Origin of the sequence: Geodermatophilus tzadiensis, from assembly GCF_003002915.1 — a bacterium.
Classification (GTDB): domain Bacteria; phylum Actinomycetota; class Actinomycetes; order Mycobacteriales; family Geodermatophilaceae; genus Geodermatophilus; species Geodermatophilus tzadiensis.
The window spans coordinates 1-19,242 of the sequence record NZ_PVTG01000012.1 but is presented as its reverse complement, the minus strand read 5'-3'; the positions used below and the strand labels follow the sequence as shown (position 1 = coordinate 19,242).

General features: G+C 75.6%; 18 protein-coding genes and 1 tRNA gene. 11 read left to right on the top strand and 8 right to left on the bottom strand.

All coding sequences use genetic code 11. The features are described 5' to 3' along the window. Positions 1-7: 7 nt before the first annotated feature. The 6 genes from LY71_RS15410 to LY71_RS15385 are packed head-to-tail and all read right to left on the bottom strand — an operon-like array spanning position 8 to position 4,710. A complete protein-coding gene (locus LY71_RS15410; RefSeq protein WP_106279192.1) occupies positions 8-1,201 on the bottom strand; it encodes a pyridoxal phosphate-dependent aminotransferase in 1,194 nt (397 codons plus the stop codon). Further along, complete coding sequence (locus tag LY71_RS15405) at positions 1,201-2,670, bottom strand: RNB domain-containing ribonuclease (RefSeq protein WP_245887929.1); 1,470 nt, start codon at positions 2,668-2,670, stop codon at positions 1,201-1,203. Before LY71_RS15405 ends, LY71_RS15410 begins: the two co-directional genes overlap by 1 nt. Next, positions 2,667-2,882: an RNA-binding S4 domain-containing protein gene (locus tag LY71_RS15400; RefSeq protein WP_106279191.1), complete on the bottom strand. Its 216-nt coding sequence runs from the start codon at positions 2,880-2,882 to the stop codon at positions 2,667-2,669. The genes LY71_RS15405 and LY71_RS15400 overlap by 4 nt, the downstream gene beginning before the upstream one ends. 10 nt (positions 2,883-2,892) lie before the next feature. Continuing rightward, a complete protein-coding gene (locus LY71_RS15395; protein ID WP_106279189.1) occupies positions 2,893-3,597 on the bottom strand; it encodes an MOSC domain-containing protein in 705 nt (234 codons plus the stop codon). 1 nt (position 3,598) lies between these two features. Next, positions 3,599-4,522 (bottom strand): aldose epimerase family protein, encoded by a 924-nt coding sequence (locus LY71_RS15390; RefSeq protein ID WP_245887928.1) that lies wholly within the window; start codon positions 4,520-4,522, stop codon positions 3,599-3,601. Beyond that, positions 4,519-4,710, bottom strand: coding sequence for a hypothetical protein (locus LY71_RS15385; protein ID WP_146146157.1), 192 nt, complete (start codon positions 4,708-4,710; stop codon positions 4,519-4,521). Before LY71_RS15385 ends, LY71_RS15390 begins: the two co-directional genes overlap by 4 nt. Positions 4,711-4,973: 263 nt before the next feature. Between LY71_RS15385 and LY71_RS15380 the strand changes: the two genes are divergently transcribed. Next, positions 4,974-6,188, top strand: coding sequence for an HNH endonuclease signature motif containing protein (locus tag LY71_RS15380; protein ID WP_106279464.1), 1,215 nt, complete (start codon positions 4,974-4,976; stop codon positions 6,186-6,188). A 112-nt stretch (positions 6,189-6,300) separates the two neighbouring features. Here LY71_RS15380 and LY71_RS15375 read toward each other — a convergent pair whose 3' ends face one another. Then, positions 6,301-6,888 (bottom strand): TetR/AcrR family transcriptional regulator, encoded by a 588-nt coding sequence (locus LY71_RS15375; RefSeq protein ID WP_106279184.1) that lies wholly within the window; start codon positions 6,886-6,888, stop codon positions 6,301-6,303. Positions 6,889-6,982: 94 nt separating this feature from the next. On the opposite strand from LY71_RS15375, the gene LY71_RS15370 reads away from it, so the two are divergent. The 3 genes from LY71_RS15370 (at position 6,983) to LY71_RS23520 (ending at position 9,178) form a co-directional block, all read left to right on the top strand. Continuing rightward, positions 6,983-8,146: an acyl-CoA dehydrogenase family protein gene (locus LY71_RS15370; protein ID WP_106279181.1), complete on the top strand. Its 1,164-nt coding sequence runs from the start codon at positions 6,983-6,985 to the stop codon at positions 8,144-8,146. Between the two features lie 97 nt (positions 8,147-8,243). Next, the gene (locus LY71_RS15365; protein ID WP_106279179.1) at positions 8,244-8,708 is read left to right on the top strand and encodes a DUF1707 SHOCT-like domain-containing protein; all 465 of its coding nucleotides are present in this window, start codon (positions 8,244-8,246) and stop codon (positions 8,706-8,708) included. Positions 8,709-8,782: 74 nt separating this feature from the next. Beyond that, entirely contained in the window at positions 8,783-9,178 is a 396-nt protein-coding gene (locus tag LY71_RS23520) for a nuclear transport factor 2 family protein (RefSeq protein WP_170121378.1), read from the top strand. Between the two features lie 58 nt (positions 9,179-9,236). Here LY71_RS23520 and LY71_RS15355 read toward each other — a convergent pair. Then, positions 9,237-9,319: transfer RNA gene (locus LY71_RS15355), tRNA-Leu, on the bottom strand. Between the two features lie 199 nt (positions 9,320-9,518). Here LY71_RS15355 and LY71_RS15350 point away from each other — a divergent pair. From LY71_RS15350 to pknB, 7 genes are all read left to right on the top strand, one after another. Next, a complete protein-coding gene (locus LY71_RS15350) occupies positions 9,519-10,361 on the top strand; it encodes an FHA domain-containing protein (RefSeq protein WP_106279174.1) in 843 nt (280 codons plus the stop codon). A gap of 46 nt (positions 10,362-10,407) precedes the next feature. After that, complete coding sequence (locus LY71_RS15345) at positions 10,408-10,866, top strand: FHA domain-containing protein FhaB/FipA (RefSeq protein WP_106279171.1); 459 nt, start codon at positions 10,408-10,410, stop codon at positions 10,864-10,866. Positions 10,867-10,909: 43 nt separating this feature from the next. Then, positions 10,910-12,313 (top strand): PP2C family protein-serine/threonine phosphatase, encoded by a 1,404-nt coding sequence (locus LY71_RS15340; protein WP_106279168.1) that lies wholly within the window; start codon positions 10,910-10,912, stop codon positions 12,311-12,313. Further along, complete coding sequence (locus tag LY71_RS15335; RefSeq protein ID WP_106279166.1) at positions 12,310-13,725, top strand: FtsW/RodA/SpoVE family cell cycle protein; 1,416 nt, start codon at positions 12,310-12,312, stop codon at positions 13,723-13,725. Before LY71_RS15340 ends, LY71_RS15335 begins: the two co-directional genes overlap by 4 nt. Further along, positions 13,722-15,170, top strand: coding sequence for a peptidoglycan D,D-transpeptidase FtsI family protein (locus tag LY71_RS15330; RefSeq protein ID WP_106279164.1), 1,449 nt, complete (start codon positions 13,722-13,724; stop codon positions 15,168-15,170). Before LY71_RS15335 ends, LY71_RS15330 begins: the two co-directional genes overlap by 4 nt. Next, positions 15,170-17,011 (top strand): serine/threonine-protein kinase, encoded by a 1,842-nt coding sequence (locus LY71_RS15325; protein ID WP_106279162.1) that lies wholly within the window; start codon positions 15,170-15,172, stop codon positions 17,009-17,011. The genes LY71_RS15330 and LY71_RS15325 overlap by 1 nt, the downstream gene beginning before the upstream one ends. A 133-nt stretch (positions 17,012-17,144) precedes the next feature. Continuing rightward, on the top strand, positions 17,145-19,085 hold the full coding sequence (gene pknB / locus LY71_RS15320) for a Stk1 family PASTA domain-containing Ser/Thr kinase (RefSeq protein ID WP_106279160.1): 1,941 nt from the start codon (positions 17,145-17,147) through the stop codon (positions 19,083-19,085). Positions 19,086-19,242 lie beyond the last annotated feature (157 nt).

Sequence of the window (19,242 nt, the reverse complement as noted above, 5' to 3'; positions counted from 1 at the left end):
CCGGACCTCATGCCGCCATCCTCCCCAGCCGGGCAACCGCCTCGGTCAGCACCTCGTCGCGCTTGCAGAAGGCGAAGCGCACCAGCGAGCGGCCCAGGTCGGCGTGCTCGCGGGTGTAGAAGACCCCCGAGGGGACGGCGACCACCCCGGCCCGGGTGGGCAGCTCGCGGCAGAACGCCAGACCGTCGCCGTCGGGCCGCACGTCGCGGACGTCGACGGTGGCGAAGTAGGTCGCCTGCGGACTGATGGTCGGCAGTCCCGCCTCCCGCAGTCCCGCGACCAGCACGTCCCGCCGCCGCTCGAGGTCGGCGGCGATGCCGGTGAAGAAGGCGTCGGGCAGCGCGAGCCCCGCCGCGATCGCCGGCTGGAACGGCCCGCCGTTGACGTAGGTGAGGAACTGCTTGGCGGTGCGGACGGCGGCCACCAGCGGTGCCGGGCCGCAGATCCAGCCGATCTTCCAGCCGGTCGTGTTGAACGTCTTGCCGCCGCTGCCGACCACCAGCGTGCGCTCGCGCATGCCCGGCAGGGTGGCCGCCGAGACGTGCTCGGCGCCGCCGAAGACCAGGTGCTCGTAGACCTCGTCGGTGAGCACCAGCAGCCCGGCCCCGAGCGCCACCTCGGCCACCTCGGCGAGCTCGGCGCGGTCGAGCACGGTGCCGGTGGGGTTGTGCGGGGAGTTCAGCAGCAGCAGCCGGGCGCGCGGGGTGATCGCGGCACGGAGGTCGGCGGGGTCGAACGTCCAGTGGCCACCGTCGGTGCCGGGCGGCGGCGGGGTGAGCGGCACCGGGCGGACGACGCCGCCGGCCATGGCGATCGCCGCCGCGTAGCTGTCGTACATCGGCTCGAGCAGCACCACCTCGTCGCCGGGCTCGACGAGCGCCAGCAGCGCGGCGGTGAGCGCCTCGGTGGCGCCGGCGGTGACGAGCACCTCGGTGTCGGGGTCGTAGGTCAGGCCGCGGAAGCGCTCGAGGTGCGCGGCGACGGCGGCCCGCAGCTCCGGCGTCCCGGGGCCGGGCGGGTACTGGTCGGCGGGCGTGCCGATGGCGGCCCGGGCGACGTCGAGCACCTCGGCGGGACCGGGGGTGTCGGGGAAGCCCTGACCCAGGTTGATCGACCCGGTGGCCACCGCGAGCGCGCTCATCTCGGCGAACACCGTCGTCCCGAAGCCCTGCAGCCTCCCGGCCAGGTACGGCTCGCGCATCAGTCCTCCACCACCGTGAACCGCACCGACCGCCGGGCGACGTCGGCCTCGACCAGCCGCACCCGCACCCGGGAGCCGGGCTCCAGGCCGGTCCCGCCGCAGCGGGCGCGGATGGCCGGCTCGGCGATCACGACGGTGCCCCGATCGTCGTCCACGTCCACCACCACCGCGTCGAACTCCTCTCCCGTGCGGCCGGCCAGCAACCAGGCCTCCGTGGCGTCGACGGCGGCCCGCTCCACCGCGCGGGTGCGCCGGTCGGAGGCGGCCATGGCCGCCGGCAGCTCCGGCAGCGCGGCGCGGACGGCGGGGTCGGGCTCGCGGCCGGCCGCCAGCGCCAGGCACACCTCGGTGGCGAACCGGTCGACCAGCCGGCGCAGCGGCGCGGTGACGTGCGCGTACGGCGCGCCCACCCCGGCGTGCCCGGTCTGCTCGGGCGCGGCGCCGTCGAAGGCGGTGTAGGCCGCGCCGCGCAGCAGGGTGGCCGCCTCCTCCCGGAAGGCCGCGTGCCGCGGGTCGCCGCCGTCGAGACCGGCGAGCACCTCCCCGGCGCCGGCGCCGGCGGGCCACTCGACACCCAGCGCGGGCGCCAGCCGGCGCAGCCGGGCGACGTCCTCCGCCCGGGCGGGCGGCAGCGTGCGCAGCAGGCCCACGCCGGCGTCGAGCATCAGCGCCGCGGCGACCCGGCCGGTGAGCAGCGAGACCTGCGCGTTCCACCGCTCGACGGGCAGGTCGCTGCGGGCGACCAGCGTCCAGCCGCCCGCCTCGGTGCGCACCACCTGCTGCTCGGGGGTGCCCAGCTCGATGGCGCCGCGGGCGGCAGCGGCCTGCTCGAGCAGCCGCCCCAGCTCGGGCAGCAGCGCGATCGGCTCCGGGAGGGTGCCGGCGTCGGCGCGCGCCTGGACGTCGGGGTAGGCCAGCTGTGCGCGGCTGCGGACGCGGGCGCGGCGCACGTCGACCGCGCGCACCGCGGCGTCGGCGTCGAGCCGGACGGTCCACAGCGCCGCGGCCCGCTCCTGGCCGGCGAGCAGGCTGGCGGCGCCCTCGCTGAGCTCCGGCGGGTACAGCGGCGTGCGCCGGTCGGGGCTGTAGAGCGTCTGGCCGCGGCGGCGGGCCTCGACGTCGAGCGCGCCGCCCGGCCGGACCACCGCGCCGACGTCGGCGATCGCGTAGCGGACCAGCCAGCCGTCGCCGTCCCGCTGCAGGTGCACGGCCTGGTCGAGGTCCCGGCTGCCCGGCGGGTCCACGGTCACCAGCTCGACGTCGGTGGCGTCCTCGTCGGGGAGCACCGGCGGGCGCGCGGCCTCCGCGAGCGCCTCGGGCGGGAAGTCCTCGGGGACGTCGAACTCGGCCCGGATGCCGGCGAAGTCGGGTCCCGGCGGGGCGTCGTCCGGCCACCGGGGCACGACCGGGTCCCAGACGCCGGCCCGCCGCCCGATCCACGGCGCCGCCTCGTTCCACGTGGAACTCACGTGACGCGCACGTCCTCGGCGCCCTCGACGGAGACGACGTCGCCACGGCGGACCTGCCGGCCGCGACGGTCCTCGGGCTCGCCGTTGACCCGCACCGCGCCGGTGACCAGCACGTCCTTCACCTGCGCGCCGGTGGGGACGGCGTCGACCAGCTTGAGCAGCTGGCCGAGACGGATGGTGTCCTCACCGGGACGGAGCTCGACGGTGCGCACGCCCGCATCCTCACGCGGGGACGAGCTCGTCGCCGACCGCCACCCGGCCGGGCACCGGCACCAGGGCACCGACCGCCAGCGTGCTGGCCCGCTCGCGGTGGATGGTCTTGAGGATCCCGTTGTCGCGGGCGATGCCGCCGGGCTGGGGCCGGGTGACCATGACGCAGCGGCTGACCGGCTTGAGCACGTCGAGCACGGCGGTGCCCAGCCGGACGGTGCTGCCCACCAGGGCGTCCTCGCCGGCGCCGTCGAGCAGCACGTTGGCGCGGAACCGCCGCCGGTCCCAGGTGCCGAGCGTGCCGGTGGAGACCAGCGAGACCCGGATGCGCGAGCTGTCGTGGAAGGCGCCCGAGGCTCCCTCGAAGGCGTCCCAGACGTCCTCGTCGTCGTCGGGGGCCTCGTAGTGCCGCGGCCCGCGGTCGGTCTCCGCGGCACGCAGCGTCACCGCGCGGCCCAGCCAGTCGGAGAGGACGCCGTCGTCGGTGGTCACCGTGCCGTCGGGCAGCACCACCTCCACGCCGCCGTCGGCGCGCAGCCGGGCGGCGGCGAAGAGCAGGTCGGGGACCCGGCGCGCGGTCAGCCCGTAGCCGGTCGAGCGGTCGAACAGCGCCCACTGCCGGTCGCCGGTGACCCCCTCCGGGCCGACGTCGACGGCGTCGAGGCGTTCGCCCTGCAGCGACTTGACGGGGTAGCGCCACAGCTCCTGCACGCGCACGTCAGGCTCCCGTCCAGGTGAGGGTCCACGTGCCCGACCAGGTCTCCCCCGGGTCGAGGACGACGAGGTCGACGCCGTCGGCGAGCGCGTTGGGCGGGCAGGTCATGGGCTCGACGGCGAGGCTGCGGCGGCGCTGGCCCTCCGGGAGCGTCTCGCCGCTGTAGACCTGCAGCCACGGCCACGCGCCGTCGACGGCGAGCTCGAGGGTCCCCGCGCTGCCGCGGAGGAGGACGCGGGCCCAGCCGTCGCCGTCGCGGTCGAGGTCGGTGACGGCGTCGTCCAGGGCCCGGTCGCCGATCCGGCCGACCGCCCCGTCGAAGGGCCGGCGGCTGCCGGTGGGCAGGCCGCCGTCGAGGTCGAGCGCGGTCCGGGCGGGGACGGTCAGCTCGGCGTCGCCGATGCCGCCGTCGGCCGTGGCGCCCACCGACAGGTAGGGGTGCATGCCGGCGCCGAAGGGCGCCGGGCGGTCGCCGGCGTTGCGGACCCGGACGGTGACCGTGAGCCCCGTCCCGGTCAGGTGCGTGTCGACGGCGGCGGCGAGGCGGAACGGGTAGCCCGGCCGCGCCTCGACGACGGTGCCCACGGTGAGCGCGTCGGAGTGGCGGGCCAGCACCGACCACTGCTGCCAGGTGACCAGCCCGTGTGCGGCGGGCTTGCCGGGGCCGGCGGTGTCGAGCTGGAGCTGCTGCCCCTCCCAGGTCCACCGCCCGTCGCGCAGCCGGTTGGGCCAGGGCAGCAGCACGCCGCCGCGGCGCCCCACGGGCACCGTGCCGGCCGGGTAGCCGTCGAGGACGGCCCAGTCGCCCACCGTGAGCGCGCGCAGCCCGCCGCCGCGCAGGTCGACGGCGAGCCGCGCGTCCCCGCTGACCAGCTCGACCTCGGTCGGCTCGGTGGGCGGCCAGGCGGTCATCGGCGGGGCGCTCATGCCCGGGAGCCCACCACACCGTGTGCTCCTCGGCCCAGCGGGTCCTGGCCGTCGCGGAGCAGCGCGACCCGCGGCGGCGAGGCGGGCGGGTCGTCGTCGCCCATGAGGCCGACCAGATCGTGCCGGTCGTTCGGCAGGCCGACGCAGCGCCCGCTGTCGAGGACCCGCTCGTAGACGTACCGCCGCACCCACGGCCGCACCGCCTGGGGCCTCGCGGTGGCGGGCCGCCGCGCCGGTGGCCGGATGTCCAGGAGTCCTGCCGCAGGCGCGGCGTTCGGCCGGCGTCGCCGTCGTTCTCCCGGGCTGACCGATGTTGGTGACGCGGCCCCCGGTCTGGGTGTCGACACCTCCCCTGCATCTGTGGACAGGCCGCTGAGCTGGGGATTCGTCCTGCGATGAGCGCGCCGAGGCGATAGACTTCGCACGTGTGTTCGGGTCGGTGGGAGGCGTCGTGGCCGAGGTGCTGGCGGCGGTCGACGCCCTCGCCGAGGACGACCTGACCGCGATGTCCGGGCCGCAGCTCAACGAGCGGGTGCGGCTGCTGCTGGTCGCCACCAACAAGCTGGCCGCGCACCTGGCCCGTGCGGTGCAGCAGGGGGAGCTGGCGCAGGCCGCCGAGCACGACGGCGCCAAGACGATGGGGTCGTGGCTGCGCGGGCACGGGCACCTCTCGCCTGCGGCGGCCGCGCGGCTGGTCGCGACGGGGCGGGCGTGTGAGCAGTTGCCCGCGGTGCAGGCCGCGTTCCTCGCCGGGGCGGTCACCGGTGAACAGGTCGCGGCGATCGCACCCATCGTCTCGGCCGAGAACATCGCCCGCGCCGCCGCGCAGGGCGTCGACCTGGGCGAGGTCGACGCCGCGATGGCGGTCCTCGCGGCGGGAAAGCCGCACCGGGAGCTGACCGACGTGGTCGCGGGCTATCTGGCGCGGCTGGATCCCGACGGGAGCGAGCCCGATCCGACCGAGGGACGGCGGCTGCACCTATCGCGGCATGCCGACGGGTCGCTGTCCTTCCGCGGGGAGCTCGACGCCGTGGGCGGGGAGAAGCTGCAGGCCGCCCTGGAATCCCTGGTGCAGGCCGGGCGGTGCGCCGGCGACGAGCGCACCTGCGGCCAGCGACAGGCCGACGCCCTCGTGCAGCTGTGCGACACCGCCCTGGCCGCCGGCTCGCTGCCGGTCCTGCGCACCGTCAAGCCGCACGTCGCCGTGGTCATCGACCTCGAGGACCTCGCCGACCCCGCGACCGGCCCGGCCACCGCGACCATGGGCTTCGGTGCGGTCATCTCCGCCGCGCGGGCCCGCTGGATCGCCTGCGACAGCACCGTCTCCCGCGTCGTGTTCGGCCCCGACGGCGCACCCATCGACCTGGGCCGCGAACAGCGCGTCGCCGACCGTTACCTGCGCCGCGCGGTCGAGCTGCGCGACGGCGGCTGCGTGTTCACCGGCTGCGGAGCCCCCACTCACTGGTGCGACGTCCACCATCTCGTGCACTGGCTCGACGGCGGCGAGACCGACCTCACCAACTCCGCGCTGCTGTGCGAGCGGCACCACACGAAGGTCCACCACGGGTTCCGGGTGGAACCTCACCAGGATGGCCGATGGCGCACCTGGCGCCCCGACGGCTCCGAGATCCGCACCGGACCACCCCTGCTGCAACCCGCCGCCTGACTTACCCCGCGACCGGGCACGGCCGCCGCTGACCCAGCGGACGGCCGTGCCCGTCGTGCGCGCGGTCCGCGCCTCGCAGTCAGGAGCGGCCTCGGGCGCCCCGGCCGCGGCCTCAGCGGCTGATGCCGTGCAGCAGCAGGGCGGCCAGCTCCCGGTAGGCGGCGGCGTCGTCGAGGCCGGTGGCCCGCGCGGTGTCCCCGCGGCCGATCCGCAGCATCAGCGTGGTCACCGTGTCGGCCACCAGCGCGGGGTGGACCTCGCGGAACCGGCCCGCGGCGACCCCGTCGGCGATCAGCGCGGTCACCCGCTCCGCGGCCACGGCGGTGTTGTGCTCGTAGACCGCCCGAGCCGGCGGGAAGGCCTCCAGGTCGCGGTGGAAGGCCCGCGACGCGGGGGTCAGCGCCCGCGCCACCGCCTCGAGGTAGGCGGTCACCCGCCGCGCCGGGTCGCCCTCCCCCGCCGTCCGCGCCTCCACCTCCGCGGTGGCCCGCCGGAAGAAGTGCCGCACCACCCGGACGGCGAGCTGCTCCTTGCTGTCGGCCAGCGCGTACAGCGTCGTCTTCGAGCAGCGCAGCCGGACGGCGAGGTCCTCGAGGGTGAACCCCGCGAAGCCCTCCGCGAGGAACAGCTCCTCGAGCTGGTCGAGCAGCTGGGCCTGCCGGGCGGTCAACCGCCGCTCCCCGGTGTCCGTCGTCGTCACCGCACCTCCCGGCCGACCAGTACACGCCTGGACCGGTGACAGTACTGCGGTACCGTTCGCAGTACTGCCGACCCGTCCGACGAGGGGGACCTTCGTGGCCGTCGATCGAGAGCTGCCCACCCAGGAGGCCCACGACCTGATCGCGCTCACCCGCGACCTGGCCGACGCCGAGCTGGCGCCGCGGGCGGCGGAGTACGAGCGGGAGGAGCGCTTCCCGCGGGAGGTGTTCGCCGAGCTGGGCGAGGTCGGCCTGCTCGGGCTGCCCTTCGGCGAGGACGTCGGCGGTGGCGGCCAGCCCTACGCCGTCTACCTGCAGGTGGTCGAGGAGCTGGCGATGCGCTGGGCCAGCGTGGCCCTGGGCGTCAGCGTGCACACCCTGGCCTGCGGGCCGGTCGACCGCTTCGGCACTCCCGAGCAGCGCGAGCAGTGGCTGCCCGAGATGGTCGGCGGCCGGTTGCTGGGCGCCTACTGCCTGTCGGAGGCGCACGCCGGCTCCGACCCCGCCGCGATGCGCGCCCGCGCCGTCCGCGACGGCGAGGGCTGGGTGGCCTCCGGCGAGAAGGCGTGGGTCACCCACGGCGGGCACGCCGACTTCTACTCGACCTTCCTGCGCACCCCCGACGACGGCGACCGCGCGATCTCCTGCTTCCACCTCACGCCCGACCTCCCCGGGTTCGCCGCCGCCCCGCCCGAGCAGAAGATGGGCCTCACCGGCTCCACCACCGCCGCCATGCGCCTCGACGACGTCGCCGTCCCGGCCGGGCGGATGGTCGGCGAGCCCGGCCGCGGTCTGGCCATCGCGCTGTCCGCGCTGGACTCCGGGCGCCTGGGCGTCAGCGCCGTCGCCGTCGGCCTGGCGCAGTCCGCGCTCGACGTCGCCGTCGCCTACGCGCTCAAGCGGGAGGCCTTCGGACGGCGGATCGTCGACCACCAGGGCGTGGCCTTCCTGCTCGCCGACATGGCCGCCGCCGTGGAGTCCGCCCGTGCCACCTACCTGGTCGCGGCCCGCCGCAAGGACGCCGGGCTGCCCTACTCGCGGCAGGCCAGCATCGCCAAGCTCGTGTCCACCGACGCGGCGATGAAGGTGACCACCGACGCCGTCCAGGTGCTCGGCGGCGCCGGCTACACCCGCGACCACCCCGCCGAGCGCTACATGCGCGAGGCGAAGGTCATGCAGATCTTCGAGGGCACCAACCAGATCCAGCGCATGGTCATCGGCAAGCACCTGGCCAGGGAGGCCACCCCGGCCAACGGCTGAGGGTGCAGGACGCACGGCGGATCCGTGACGTCTGTCAATGGTGGCCGGCAGGACCGCGGGAAAGACTCGGAGCACACCGCCTGACGAGGAGCCCGAGATGCCCGAGCCGCACCTGCTCGCCGCCGACGCCGACCGCGCCGCCGTCGTCACCCGCCTGGACGCCTCGCTCGCCGACGGCCGGCTGACCCTTCCCGAGTACGAGGACCGCGCCGCCCGGGCGCACGGAGCGCGCACCTACGGCGAGCTGGCCGAGCTGACCACCGACCTGCCGGACCCGGTCCCGACCCCGGCCCGCACCCGGCCGCAGCGCTCCGCCGTCCACCAGGCCGTCCACCAGGCCGTCCACGGCGGCGCCTGGCACGGCGCCTGGGACCGCGACCTGCGGACCGCGTGGACGGGGTGGGCGGCCACCGCGGTGCTCGTCGTCGGGATCTGGCTGGTGTCGGTGCTGGCCACCGGCGACCTGCAGTACCCCTGGCCGGTCTGGGTCGTCGGACCGTGGGGCGCGGTCCTGCTCGCCCGCACCGTCGGCGAGCACCGCCGGCGGGAGCTGAGCACCTGAGATCCGGTGCGGGTGCGTCCGCACCGGCCCGGGTAGCCCTGCGGGGACCGCAGACGACATCCCGGGAGGACCCCGTGCACTCGCTCACCGAGCGCTTCACCGACGCCCTGCACCACCTCGACGCCACCGGCGACGCGCAGCCGATGGTCGACCTGACGGGCGAGGACGCCCAGCTGATGAAGCTCAACCAGGACCACGAGACCCGCGGGCCCGAGGGCGCGCGGCGGTTCTGGGAGGACTACCGCAACGTCTTCGGCGAGCTGGAGACGACGTTCACGAACAGCGCCGTCGGCGAGCGGACGGCCGCGCTGGAGTGGGAGTCGACCGGCACGCTGCGCAGCGGGAAGCCGTTCAGCTACCGCGGCGTGACCGTCATCGAGAGCGACGGCTCCGACGACGGCCCGCTCACCGGCGTCCGCACCTACTACGACTCGGCCGCCTTCATCCAGGAGACGGCCGGCACGGCCTGACGGCCTCCCGACACGAACGGCCCCCGGGCATCCCCGGGGGCCGTGTCGTCGGTGTGGGTGGGCAAGGGGGGAGTTGAACCCCCACGTCCTCTCGGACACACGGACCTGAACCGTGCGCGTCTGCCATTCCGCCACTTGCCCTGGCGAGGACCGACAGTAGCAGCCCGCCGCCGCGGCCCCGCGGAGGGGTGGACGGGTGCCGACGGGGGTCACCCGGCCGGGTGTGCCGGACGGGCCCGCCGCGGCTCGCGACGTCGGGCGTCGCTGCCCGGACGGGCACCCCTCGCCCGGCTACGATCACCCGGAGGACATCCGACCGGGCGAGCGTGGAGGAGCGACTGTGGGCGTGCTGCAGCGCTTCGAGCGACGACTCGAGGGCATGGTCGGCTTCGCCTTCGCGCGCATCTTCAAGGGCAAGGTCCACCCGGCCGAGATCGCCAAGGCGCTGCAGCGGGAGGCCGACGAGCAGCGCTCGGTGCTGGGCGAGGGCCGGGTGCTGGCGCCCAACGTCTACGACGTCCGCCTCGGCCGCACCGACTACGACAACCTCGCCGAGTGGTCCGACCAGCTGGCCGCCCAGCTCGCCGACATGGTCTCCGAGCACATCGACGACGAGGGCTGGCAGGTCTTCGGCGAGGTGCAGGTCCGCCTCGAGCGCGACGACGAGCTGCCCACCGGCGTGTTCGAGGTCAGCTCGCACGTGGCCGACCCCGCGCGGCCGGGCACCCGGGGCGACGCCCCGTCGGCCAAGCCGTCCCCGCCACCCCCGCCGCTCCCCACGCCGATGACCGGCTCCGGCGCGGTCCCCCCGCTGCCGCCGCTGCGCGGGCGGATCCCCACCGACACCGGCAAGCAGCACCCGTCGGTCGTCGGGCGGGCGGGCAGCAGGCCCGGGGTCACGCACGTGCTCGTCGTCGACGGGCCGGGCACCCGCCACGAGCTGACCACCGGCCGCAACGTCATCGGCCGCGGCACCGAGGCCGACATCCGGCTGCCCGACACCGGCGTCAGCCGCAAGCACGTCGACGTCGTCCTCGACAACGGCACCGCCTTCGCCGAGGACCTCGGCTCCACCAACGGCACGCTGGTCAACGGCCGCAAGATCACCCGCCAGGCGCTCGCCGACGGCGACGTGATCCGCATCGGCCACTCGGTGCTGGTCTACCGGCAGGACGGCACGTGAGCGCGCTCCCGCACGCACGGACGGGCACCGGCAGGGGGCGCCGGCCGTGACCGCCGAGATCGTCCTGCAGGTCTTCCGCTTCGGGTTCCTGCTGCTGCTCTGGCTGTTCATCTTCGCCGCGTTCCGCGTGGTCCGCGCCGACCTCTTCGGCGGGCGCGCCGGGCGGGTGGCCTCGGTGCCGCCCCGCGCGGCCGCCCCGGGGAGGAAGCGCGGGCGCGGGCCGCGCACCCTGGTGGTCACCGCCGGTCCGCTGTCCGGGACCAAGATCACCCTCGGCGAGCAGCCGATCCTCATCGGCCGCGCCGACGACTCCACGCTCGTCCTCACCGACGACTTCGCCAGCTCCCGGCACGCGCGGCTGACCAACCGTGGGGGACAGTGGTACGTCGAGGACCTCGGTTCCACCAACGGGACCTACCTCGACCAGCAGCGGGTGCAGGGCCCGCTGCTCGTGGCCCCGGGCCAGCCGATCCGCATCGGCCAGACCGCCCTGGAGCTGCGTTGACGACGACCAGGGGGAGCGGCAGGGCAGACGTGAGCAGGGTCCGATGAGTCTCGCGCTGCGCTACGCCGCCCGCTCCGACCGCGGCCTGGTCCGCGGCAACAACCAGGACTCGGTCTACGCCGGGCCCCGGCTGCTGGCCGTGGCCGACGGCATGGGCGGGCACGCCGCCGGTGACGTCGCCAGCAAGGTCGTCATCGCCGCACTCGAGCACCTCGACGAGGACGCCCCCAGCGGCGACATGCTGCAGGCGCTGCGCGAGGCGGTCTTCGACGGCAGCGAGCACCTGCGCGAGGTGATCCGCGAGTCACCGCAGCTGGAGGGCATGGGCACCACGCTCACCGCCGTCCTGTTCGCCGGCGGCCGGCTGGCGCTGTGCCACGTCGGCGACTCGCGCGCCTACCTGCTGCGCGACGGCGTCTTCACCCAGATCACCCACGACGACACGTTCGTGCAGACGCTCATCGACGACGGCCGGATCACGCCCGAAGAGGCCAACCACCACCCGCAGCGCTCCCTGCTGCTGCGGGCGCTCAACGGCCAGGACGTCGACCCCGACCTGTCCATGCGCGAGGCCCGCGCGGGCGACCGCTACCTGCTGTGCTCCGACGGGCTGTCCGGGGTGGTCAGCGAGGAGACCCTCGCCGAGGCGCTCAAGGACCCCGACCCGCAGTCGACCGCCGACCGGCTCGTCGAGCTCGCGCTGCGCAGCGGCGGCCCGGACAACATCACCGTGATCGTCGCCGACGTCGTCGAGGACACCGGCACGGGCACGTCCATGGAGCCGGTGGTCGACGGGGCGGCCGGCGACAACCGCGGGCAGCGCGAGGTGGACCCCCGGTCGGCCGCCGGGAGGGCCGCGCTGGCCGACCCGCCGCCCGCTCCCCCACCACCGCCGACAGCACCCACGGCCGCCGCACCCCCCGACCGCCGCCGCCCTCGGCGGCGGCTGTTCCTCGTCGTGGGGACGGTGCTGGTCCTGGTGGTCGGCGCGATCGCCACCTGGCTGTGGGTGCTCACCCACTGGTTCGTCGGCGTCGAGGCCGCCGACGGCGAGCGCGTGGCCGTCTTCCGCGGGTTCAACACCGACCTGCTCGGACTCGACCTCTACCGGGTCGACGACGTCACCGACATCACCCTCGACGACCTGAGCTCCTACGACCAGAACAGCGTGCGCCGGGGCATCGAGGCCGGTGACGCCGCCGACGCCCAGCGGATCGTCGACGAGCTGCGGACGATGGCGCTGCCCGCCTGCCCCTCCTCGCCGGCCGCCGGCAGCTCGGCCTCGGCCGCCCCCACCTCCGAGCCCCTGCCGCTGCCGGAGGCCGCGCCCGGGACCGGCGCCGCGCCGAGCACCCCGGCGACGCCGACGACCACCTCCCCCACGACGACCTCGTCCGCCCCGACGTCGACGCCCGAGCCGGGAGTGGACTGCCGGGAGGCCGAGTGACCGCCGGCCCCTCCACCGACCCGCGCGCGGCCGCGCCCAGCACGCCCACCCCCACCCGGCGCAACACCGAGCTGGCGCTGCTGGGCTTCGCCGTCCTCATCACGCTCGCCGCCCAGAGCATCGTCGACCTCACCGTCACCGGGTCGCTGCGCGCGGAGCTGGCCGGCTTCGGCGCCTGGTTCGCCGGCATCTGGGCGGTGCTGCACCTCGTGGTCCGCACGCTCGCGCCCTACGCCGACCCGCTGCTGCTGCCCGCGGTGGCGCTGCTGTCCGGCCTCGGGCTGACCATGATCCACCGGCTCGACCTGGCCGACGAGCAGGTCGACGGCGCCTCCGGCGGGGACGCCCCGGTGCAGCTGCTGTGGGCGACCGTGGGCGCGGGCCTGTTCATCGCCGTCCTGGTGATCCTGCGCGACCACCGGCTGCTGGCCCGCTTCGCCTACACCCTCGCCCTGGTCGGGCTGGTGCTGCTGGCCCTGCCGGCCGTGCTGCCCGCCTCGGTCTCCGAGGTCTACGGCGCCAAGATCTGGATCCGCGTCGCCGGCTTCAGCATCCAGCCCGGCGAGTTCGCCAAGATCTGCCTGATCGTCTTCTTCGCGTCCTACCTGGTCGACAAGCGCGACGTGCTGGCGCTGGCCAGCCGCCGGGTGATGGGCCTGGAGATCCCGCGGGCCCGCGACCTCGGTCCGGTGCTCGTGGCCTGGGCGCTGTCGATCCTGGTGCTCGTCTTCGAGCGCGACCTGGGCAGCTCGCTGCTGCTGTTCGGCATCTTCGTGGTGATGCTCTACGTCGCCACCGAGCGCTCGAGCTGGCTGCTCATCGGCCTGGGCCTCTTCGCCGCCGGCGCGTTCATCGCCTACCAGCTGTTCGGGCACGTGCGGGTGCGCGTGGACACCTGGCTGGACCCCTTCGCCTACCGCGACGAGGGCGGCTACCAGCTGGTCCAGTCGCTGTTCGGCCTGGGCACCGGCGGGCTGTTCGGCGCCGGGCTGGGCGGCGGGCGCCCCGACCAGGTGCCGGTGGCCAAGAGCGACTTCATCGCCGCCGCGCTGGGCGAGGAGCTGGGCCTGTTCGGCCTGGTCGCGCTCATCGTGGTCTACCTGATCCTGGTCGAGCGCGGCCTGCGCACCTCGCTGGTCGTGCGCGACGCGTTCGGCAAGCTGCTGGCCGGGGGGCTGGCGTTCGCCGTCGCCTGGCAGCTGTTCGTCGTCCTCGGCGGGGTCACCGGCCTGCTGCCGCTGACCGGGCTGACGACGCCGTTCGTCGCCTACGGCGGCTCCTCGCTGGTGGCCAACTTCGGACTGGTCGCCATCCTGGTGCGGATCAGCGACGCCGCGCGCCGCCCGGCCGCCCCGCCGGCGCCGCCCAAGCCGGCCATCGGCGAGGCGCCCACCGAGGTCGTGACGCCGTGAACGCACCCCTGCGCCGGGTGGCGATCAGCGTGCTCGTGCTGTTCACGCTGCTCATCGTCAACGTCAACTACATCCAGGTCGTGCGCTCCGACGAGCTGCGCGAGGACTCGGGCAACACCCGCGTGCTCACCGAGGAGTACTCCCGCGAGCGCGGCTCGATCGTCGTCGACGGGACCGAGGTGGCGCTGTCGACGCCCACCGACGACACGCTGGAGTACCTGCGCGAGTACCCGCAGGGCCCGGTCTACGCCCCGGTCACCGGCTACTACTCGCTGCTCTACGGCGGCTGGCAGGTGGAGCGCGCGGAGAACGACGTGCTCGCCGGCTCCGACGACCGGCTGGCGCTGCGCCGGCTGGCCGACCTGTTCACCGGCCGCGACCCGGCCGGCGGCGACGTCGTCCTCACCCTGGACGCCGCCGTCCAGGAGACCGCGATGGCGCAGCTCGACGGCGTCACCGGCGCGGTCGTGGCGCTCGACCCGGCCACCGGCGCGGTGCTCGGCATGGCCAGCACGCCCACCTACGACCCGGCGCAGCTGTCCAGCCACGACCCCGCCGCGATCCGCGCCTACGCCGCCGAGCTCGACGCGATGGACACCGACCCGCGGCTGAACCGGGCGGTCCAGGACAACTACCCCCCGGGCTCGGTCTTCAAGGTCATCGTCTCCGCGGCGGCCCTCGCGAGCGGCGGGTACACGCCGGACACCGTCATCCCCGCGCCGGACACCCTCACCCTGCCGGGCACCTCGACGCAGCTGCGCAACTTCGGCAACTCCTCGTGCAGCAGCAGCCAGGAGCAGTCGCTCATCGACGCGCTGACCATCTCCTGCAACACCGCCTTCGCCCAGCTGGGCATCGACCTCGGCGAGGACGCGGTGCGCGAGATGGCCGAGGGCTTCGGGATGACCGGCGAGCCCCTGGAGATCCCGATCGAGACCGCCGGGAGCAGCGTCGGCGACATCGAGAGCGAGGCCGCCCTGGGCCAGAGCTCGATCGGCCAGCGCGACGTCCGGATGACCCCGCTGCAGGCGGCGATGGTCGCCGCCGCCGTGGGCAACGACGGGACCCTCATGACGCCCTACCTGGTCGACCAGGTGCGCGCCCCCGACCTGACGGTCATCGACCGGGCCGACCCGGAGGAGCTCTCCGAGCCGGTCACCCCCGAGGTCGCCGACCAGCTGCAGGAGATGATGGAGAGCGTCGTGGCCAACGGCAGCGGCCGCGCCGCCCGGGTCCCCGGCGTGACGGTCGCCGGCAAGACGGGCACCGCGCAGGTCGCCGAGGACGTGCCCGACCACAACTGGTTCATCGGTTTCGCCCCGGCCGACGACCCCCAGATCGCCGTCGCGGTGTTCGTCGCGAACGGCGGGGGTACCGGCGGCGACACCTCCGCCCCGATCGCCCGACAGGTGATCGAGGCCTACCTCGAAGGGCAGGGGGGCTGATGGCCCTGTCCACCGGCACGGTGCTGGCGGGCCGCTACGAGATCACCGAGCCGATCGCCACCGGCGGCATGGGTGAGGTCTGGCGCGCCCGCGACCGGGTCCTCGACCGCGTGGTGGCCGCGAAGGTGCTGCGCAGCGAGTTCACCGGCGACCCGAGCTTCGTGGCGCGCTTCCGCAACGAGGCCCGGCACACCGCGGCCCTGTCGCACCCGAACATCGCCTCGGTCTACGACTACGGCGAGACCGACGACGAGCGCGGCCACCAGCTGGCGTTCCTCGTCATGGAGCTGGTCGAGGGCAAGCCGCTGGTCACGATCCTGCACGAGGAGGGGCGGCTGCCGGTCGACTGGACGCTGCACGTCCTCGGCCAGGCCGCCGACGGGCTCTCGGCCGCCCACGCCGCCGGCGTCGTGCACCGCGACATCAAGCCCGGCAACCTCATCGTGCGGCCCGACGGCGTGGTCAAGCTGACCGACTTCGGCATCGCCCGCACCCGGGACGCCACGCCGCTCACCCGCACCGGCATGGTCGTGGGCACCGCGCAGTACCTCTCCCCCGAGCAGGCGCAGGGGATGGAGGTCACCGCGGCCTCCGACGTCTACTCCCTCGGCGTCGTCGGCTACGAGTGCCTCACCGGCGGGCGGCCCTTCGACGGCACCTCGCAGGTCGCCATCGCCCTGGCGCACATCAACCGGCCCCCGCCGCCGCTGCCCGCCGACGTCCCGGTGGGCGTGCGGCGGCTCATCGAGCGCGCGCTGGCCAAGGACCCCGCCGACCGGTTCACCGACGGCGCCGACTTCGCCGCCGCCGTCCGCACGGTGGCCGCCGGCGGCACGCCGGTCTCCCCCGCCACCGGGCTGGCCGCGGCCGCCGCCACCGAGGTGATCCCCGAGGTCGCCGACGACGGCACCCGCGTCCTCGGCGCGGCCGCCGGCGGAGCCGCCGCGGGTGCCGCGGCCGGTGCGGCCGCCGCGGCGGCCGGGCCGCGCACCGGCGGGCGGCACGCGGCCGACGCGCGCACCATGCCGCCGCTGCAGGGCCCGCCGGTCGGCGACGAGGACGACCGGCGCTGGGACGACGAGCCCGCCGCCCGTCGCTCCGGCAACCGCCGGGGGGTGTGGATCGCGGTCGGGCTGGTGCTCCTCGCCGGCCTGCTCACCGGCGCCTTCCTGCTCCTGGGCGGGGACGGGGACGACGGCGCCACCGCCGACCCGACCCGCACCAGCGCGCCGACGTCCGCGGCGACCACCTCGGCGGCCGCCGCGCAGGTGGCGGTGCCGGCCGCCGCCGACCTCATCGGCGAGGACGCCGACGACGTCGAGGCCGACCTGGTCGAGGCGGGCCTGCAGGTGTCCCGGGTCGAGGCCACCGGCGCGCAGCTGGCCGCCCTCGGCCGCGACCTGGCCCCGAACGACGTCGCCGGCGTCGACCCGGCGGGCACCACCGTGGACGCGGGCACCGTCATCACCCTCACCGTCGCCTCCGAGGGCTACACGGTCGAGGAGGAGGACACCGGCGACGACGGCGGGGGCGCCGAGCCGACCGAGGACGGCGACCAGGGCGAGGGCGACGGCGGCAACGGCGGGGGTGGCACCACGCCGGCGCCGGCGCCGACCACCACCGCCCCGGCCCCCGCGCCGACCACCACCGCCCCGGCCCCCGCACCGTCCAGCACCGCCCCGGCGCCTGGTCCGTCGTCCAGCCCCGCGGCCGGCAGCTCGGCGCCGCCCGCGGTGACCACCACCTCGCCGTCCGCGGGGGGCAACGGGAGCGTCAACCAGGCGCCCGTCGGGCAGCAGGGCCCGGGTGCCGTCGGCGCGGACGAGGACCGGCCCGAGTGACACGGCTCCCCCGCGGTGCCCGGGAACCGGGCGTCCCGGCGGTTACGCTGCCCGCCGGGACGGGGCCCGTCCCCGGCGCTCCCCTGCGCCCGCGCCCGCCCGCGCGCTCCCGCACCGCCCGAGAGGATCCCCGATGACCACCCCCCAGGTGCTGGGCGAGCGGTACGAGATCGGCGGGGTGCTCGGCCGCGGCGGCATGGCGGAGGTGCACCTGGGCCGCGACCTCCGGCTGGGCCGCGAGGTCGCCGTGAAGGTGCTGCGCAGCGACCTCGCCCGCGACCCGTCCTTCCAGGTGCGGTTCCGCCGCGAGGCGCAGGCCGCGGCCTCGCTCAACCACCCGGCCATCGTCGCCGTCTACGACACCGGCGAGGACCGGACGACGAGCGGCGCGACGCCCTACATCGTCATGGAGTACGTCGAGGGCGAGACGCTGCGCGACGTGCTGCGCCGCGACGGCGTGCTGCAGCCGGAGCGGGCGATGAGCCTGACCGCCGACATCTGCGCCGCGCTGGACTTCAGCCACCGCAACGGCATCGTGCACCGCGACGTGAAGCCCGGGAACGTGATGATCACGCCCGAGGGCACCGTCAAGGTGATGGACTTCGGCATCGCCCGCGCGGTCTCGGACTCCGCCGCGACGATGACCTCCACCGCCGCGGTCATCGGCACCGCCCAGTACCTCTCCCCCGAGCAGGCCCGCGGCGAGGCCGTGGACGCCCGCTCCGACGTCTACTCGGTCGGCTGCCTGCTCTTCGAGCTGGTCACCGGTGCACCGCCGTTCACCGGCGACTCGCCCGTGTCGGTGGCCTACCAGCACGTGCGCGAGGACCCGAGGCTGCCGTCGTCGGTGAACCCGGCCGTGCCGCCGGAGCTCGACGCGATCGTGCTCAAGTCGCTGAGCAAGAACCCGGCCAACCGCTACCAGTCGGCCGCGGAGATGCGCAACGACCTGCTCCGGGCGCTGGCCGGTCAGCGGGTCGAGGCGACGCCGGTCATGGGGGACGCGGAGAAGACCACCATCCTCGGGGCGACCCCCGGCTTCCCCGGCGGCGGGGACGACTGGGACGACGACGAGGCGGCCCGCCGGCGCCGGCGCAACCGCGTGGTCGCGCTGGTCGTCGGGGCGCTCGTGCTCGTCGGCGCCGTCGTCGGCATCGCGCTGCTCGTGAACTCCGGCGACGACCCGCAGCAGCCGCAGGCCGCCGCGCGGGTGGCCGTGCCGGCGGACCTGGTCGGGCAGCCCGAGGCGCAGGCCCGGGCCGCCATCGAGGGTGCCGGGCTGACCGTCGCCGACGAGGTGACCCAGCAGCAGGTCCAGGACGAGGCGCAGGTGGGCACGGTGCTCGCCACCGACCCGGCCAGCGGCGCGCAGGTCGAGGAGGGGACCGAGGTCGCGCTGACCGTCGGCGTGGCCCCCGACACGGTCCGGGTCCCCCAGGTCGTCGACCTCGACGAGGACCGGGCGCGGACGGCGCTGGAGGACGCCGGGTTCACCGGCAACGTCAACTCCGACCAGACCGACTCCCTGGCGGAGGAGGGCACCGTCGTCGCGGTCGACCCCGAGGAAGGCGCCGCGGTCGCCCCCGACACCACCGTGACGCTGTCGGTGTCCGACGGCACGGCCGAAATCCCGGACGTCGCCGCCCAGGACGAGGCCACCGCCCGCGATACGCTCAACACGGCCGGCTTCACCCGGGTGAGCACCGAGGACGTGGACTCCGACCAACCGGCCGGCACCGTCGTCGTCACCAGCCCGGCCGCCGGCACGCAGGCCGCCGCGGACGAGCAGATCACCCTGCAGGTGTCCAGCGGGCCGGCGCCCATCGAGGTCCCCGACGTGGTCGGCGAGACGCAGGCCGCCGCTCAGCAGCAGCTGCAGGCCGCCGGCCTCACCAACATCACGGTGACGACGTCTCCCGCCAGTGACCCCGGCGATGTCGGGGTCGTCCTCGTCGTCTCGCCCGAGCCGGGCACCGAGGTGCCGGCCGGCCAGGCCATCACGATCACCGTCGGGCAGGCTCCGGCCGACACTGGAAACGGCGGGGCCGACAACGACCCGAACACACCGCAGTAGCCCGTCGGACGCGAGAAGGGCCCCTCCCGAGCCGGGAAGGGCCCTTCTCGCGTCCGGGCGACCTAGACGAGTAAGTCCGAAGTCCGGTCAATGGTCGTAGGCGATCAGGGATCGGGTGATCGGCTGGCCGGTGGCCCGGTTGTGCCAGATCGCGGCG

What these genes read in the sequence shown, in the direction of transcription:
- LY71_RS15340 (WP_106279168.1), top strand. Translation starts at nt 10,910, where the DNA reads ATGAGTCTCGCGCTGCGCTACGCCGCCCGCTCCGACCGCGGCCTGGTC.
- pknB (WP_106279160.1), top strand. Translation starts at nt 17,145, where the DNA reads ATGACCACCCCCCAGGTGCTGGGCGAGCGGTACGAGATCGGCGGGGTG.
- LY71_RS15325 (WP_106279162.1), top strand. Translation starts at nt 15,170, where the DNA reads ATGGCCCTGTCCACCGGCACGGTGCTGGCGGGCCGCTACGAGATCACC.
- LY71_RS15365 (WP_106279179.1), top strand. Translation starts at nt 8,244, where the DNA reads ATGCCCGAGCCGCACCTGCTCGCCGCCGACGCCGACCGCGCCGCCGTC.
- LY71_RS15410 (WP_106279192.1), bottom strand. Translation starts at nt 1,201, where the DNA reads ATGCGCGAGCCGTACCTGGCCGGGAGGCTGCAGGGCTTCGGGACGACG.
- LY71_RS15390 (WP_245887928.1), bottom strand. Translation starts at nt 4,522, where the DNA reads ATGAGCGCCCCGCCGATGACCGCCTGGCCGCCCACCGAGCCGACCGAG.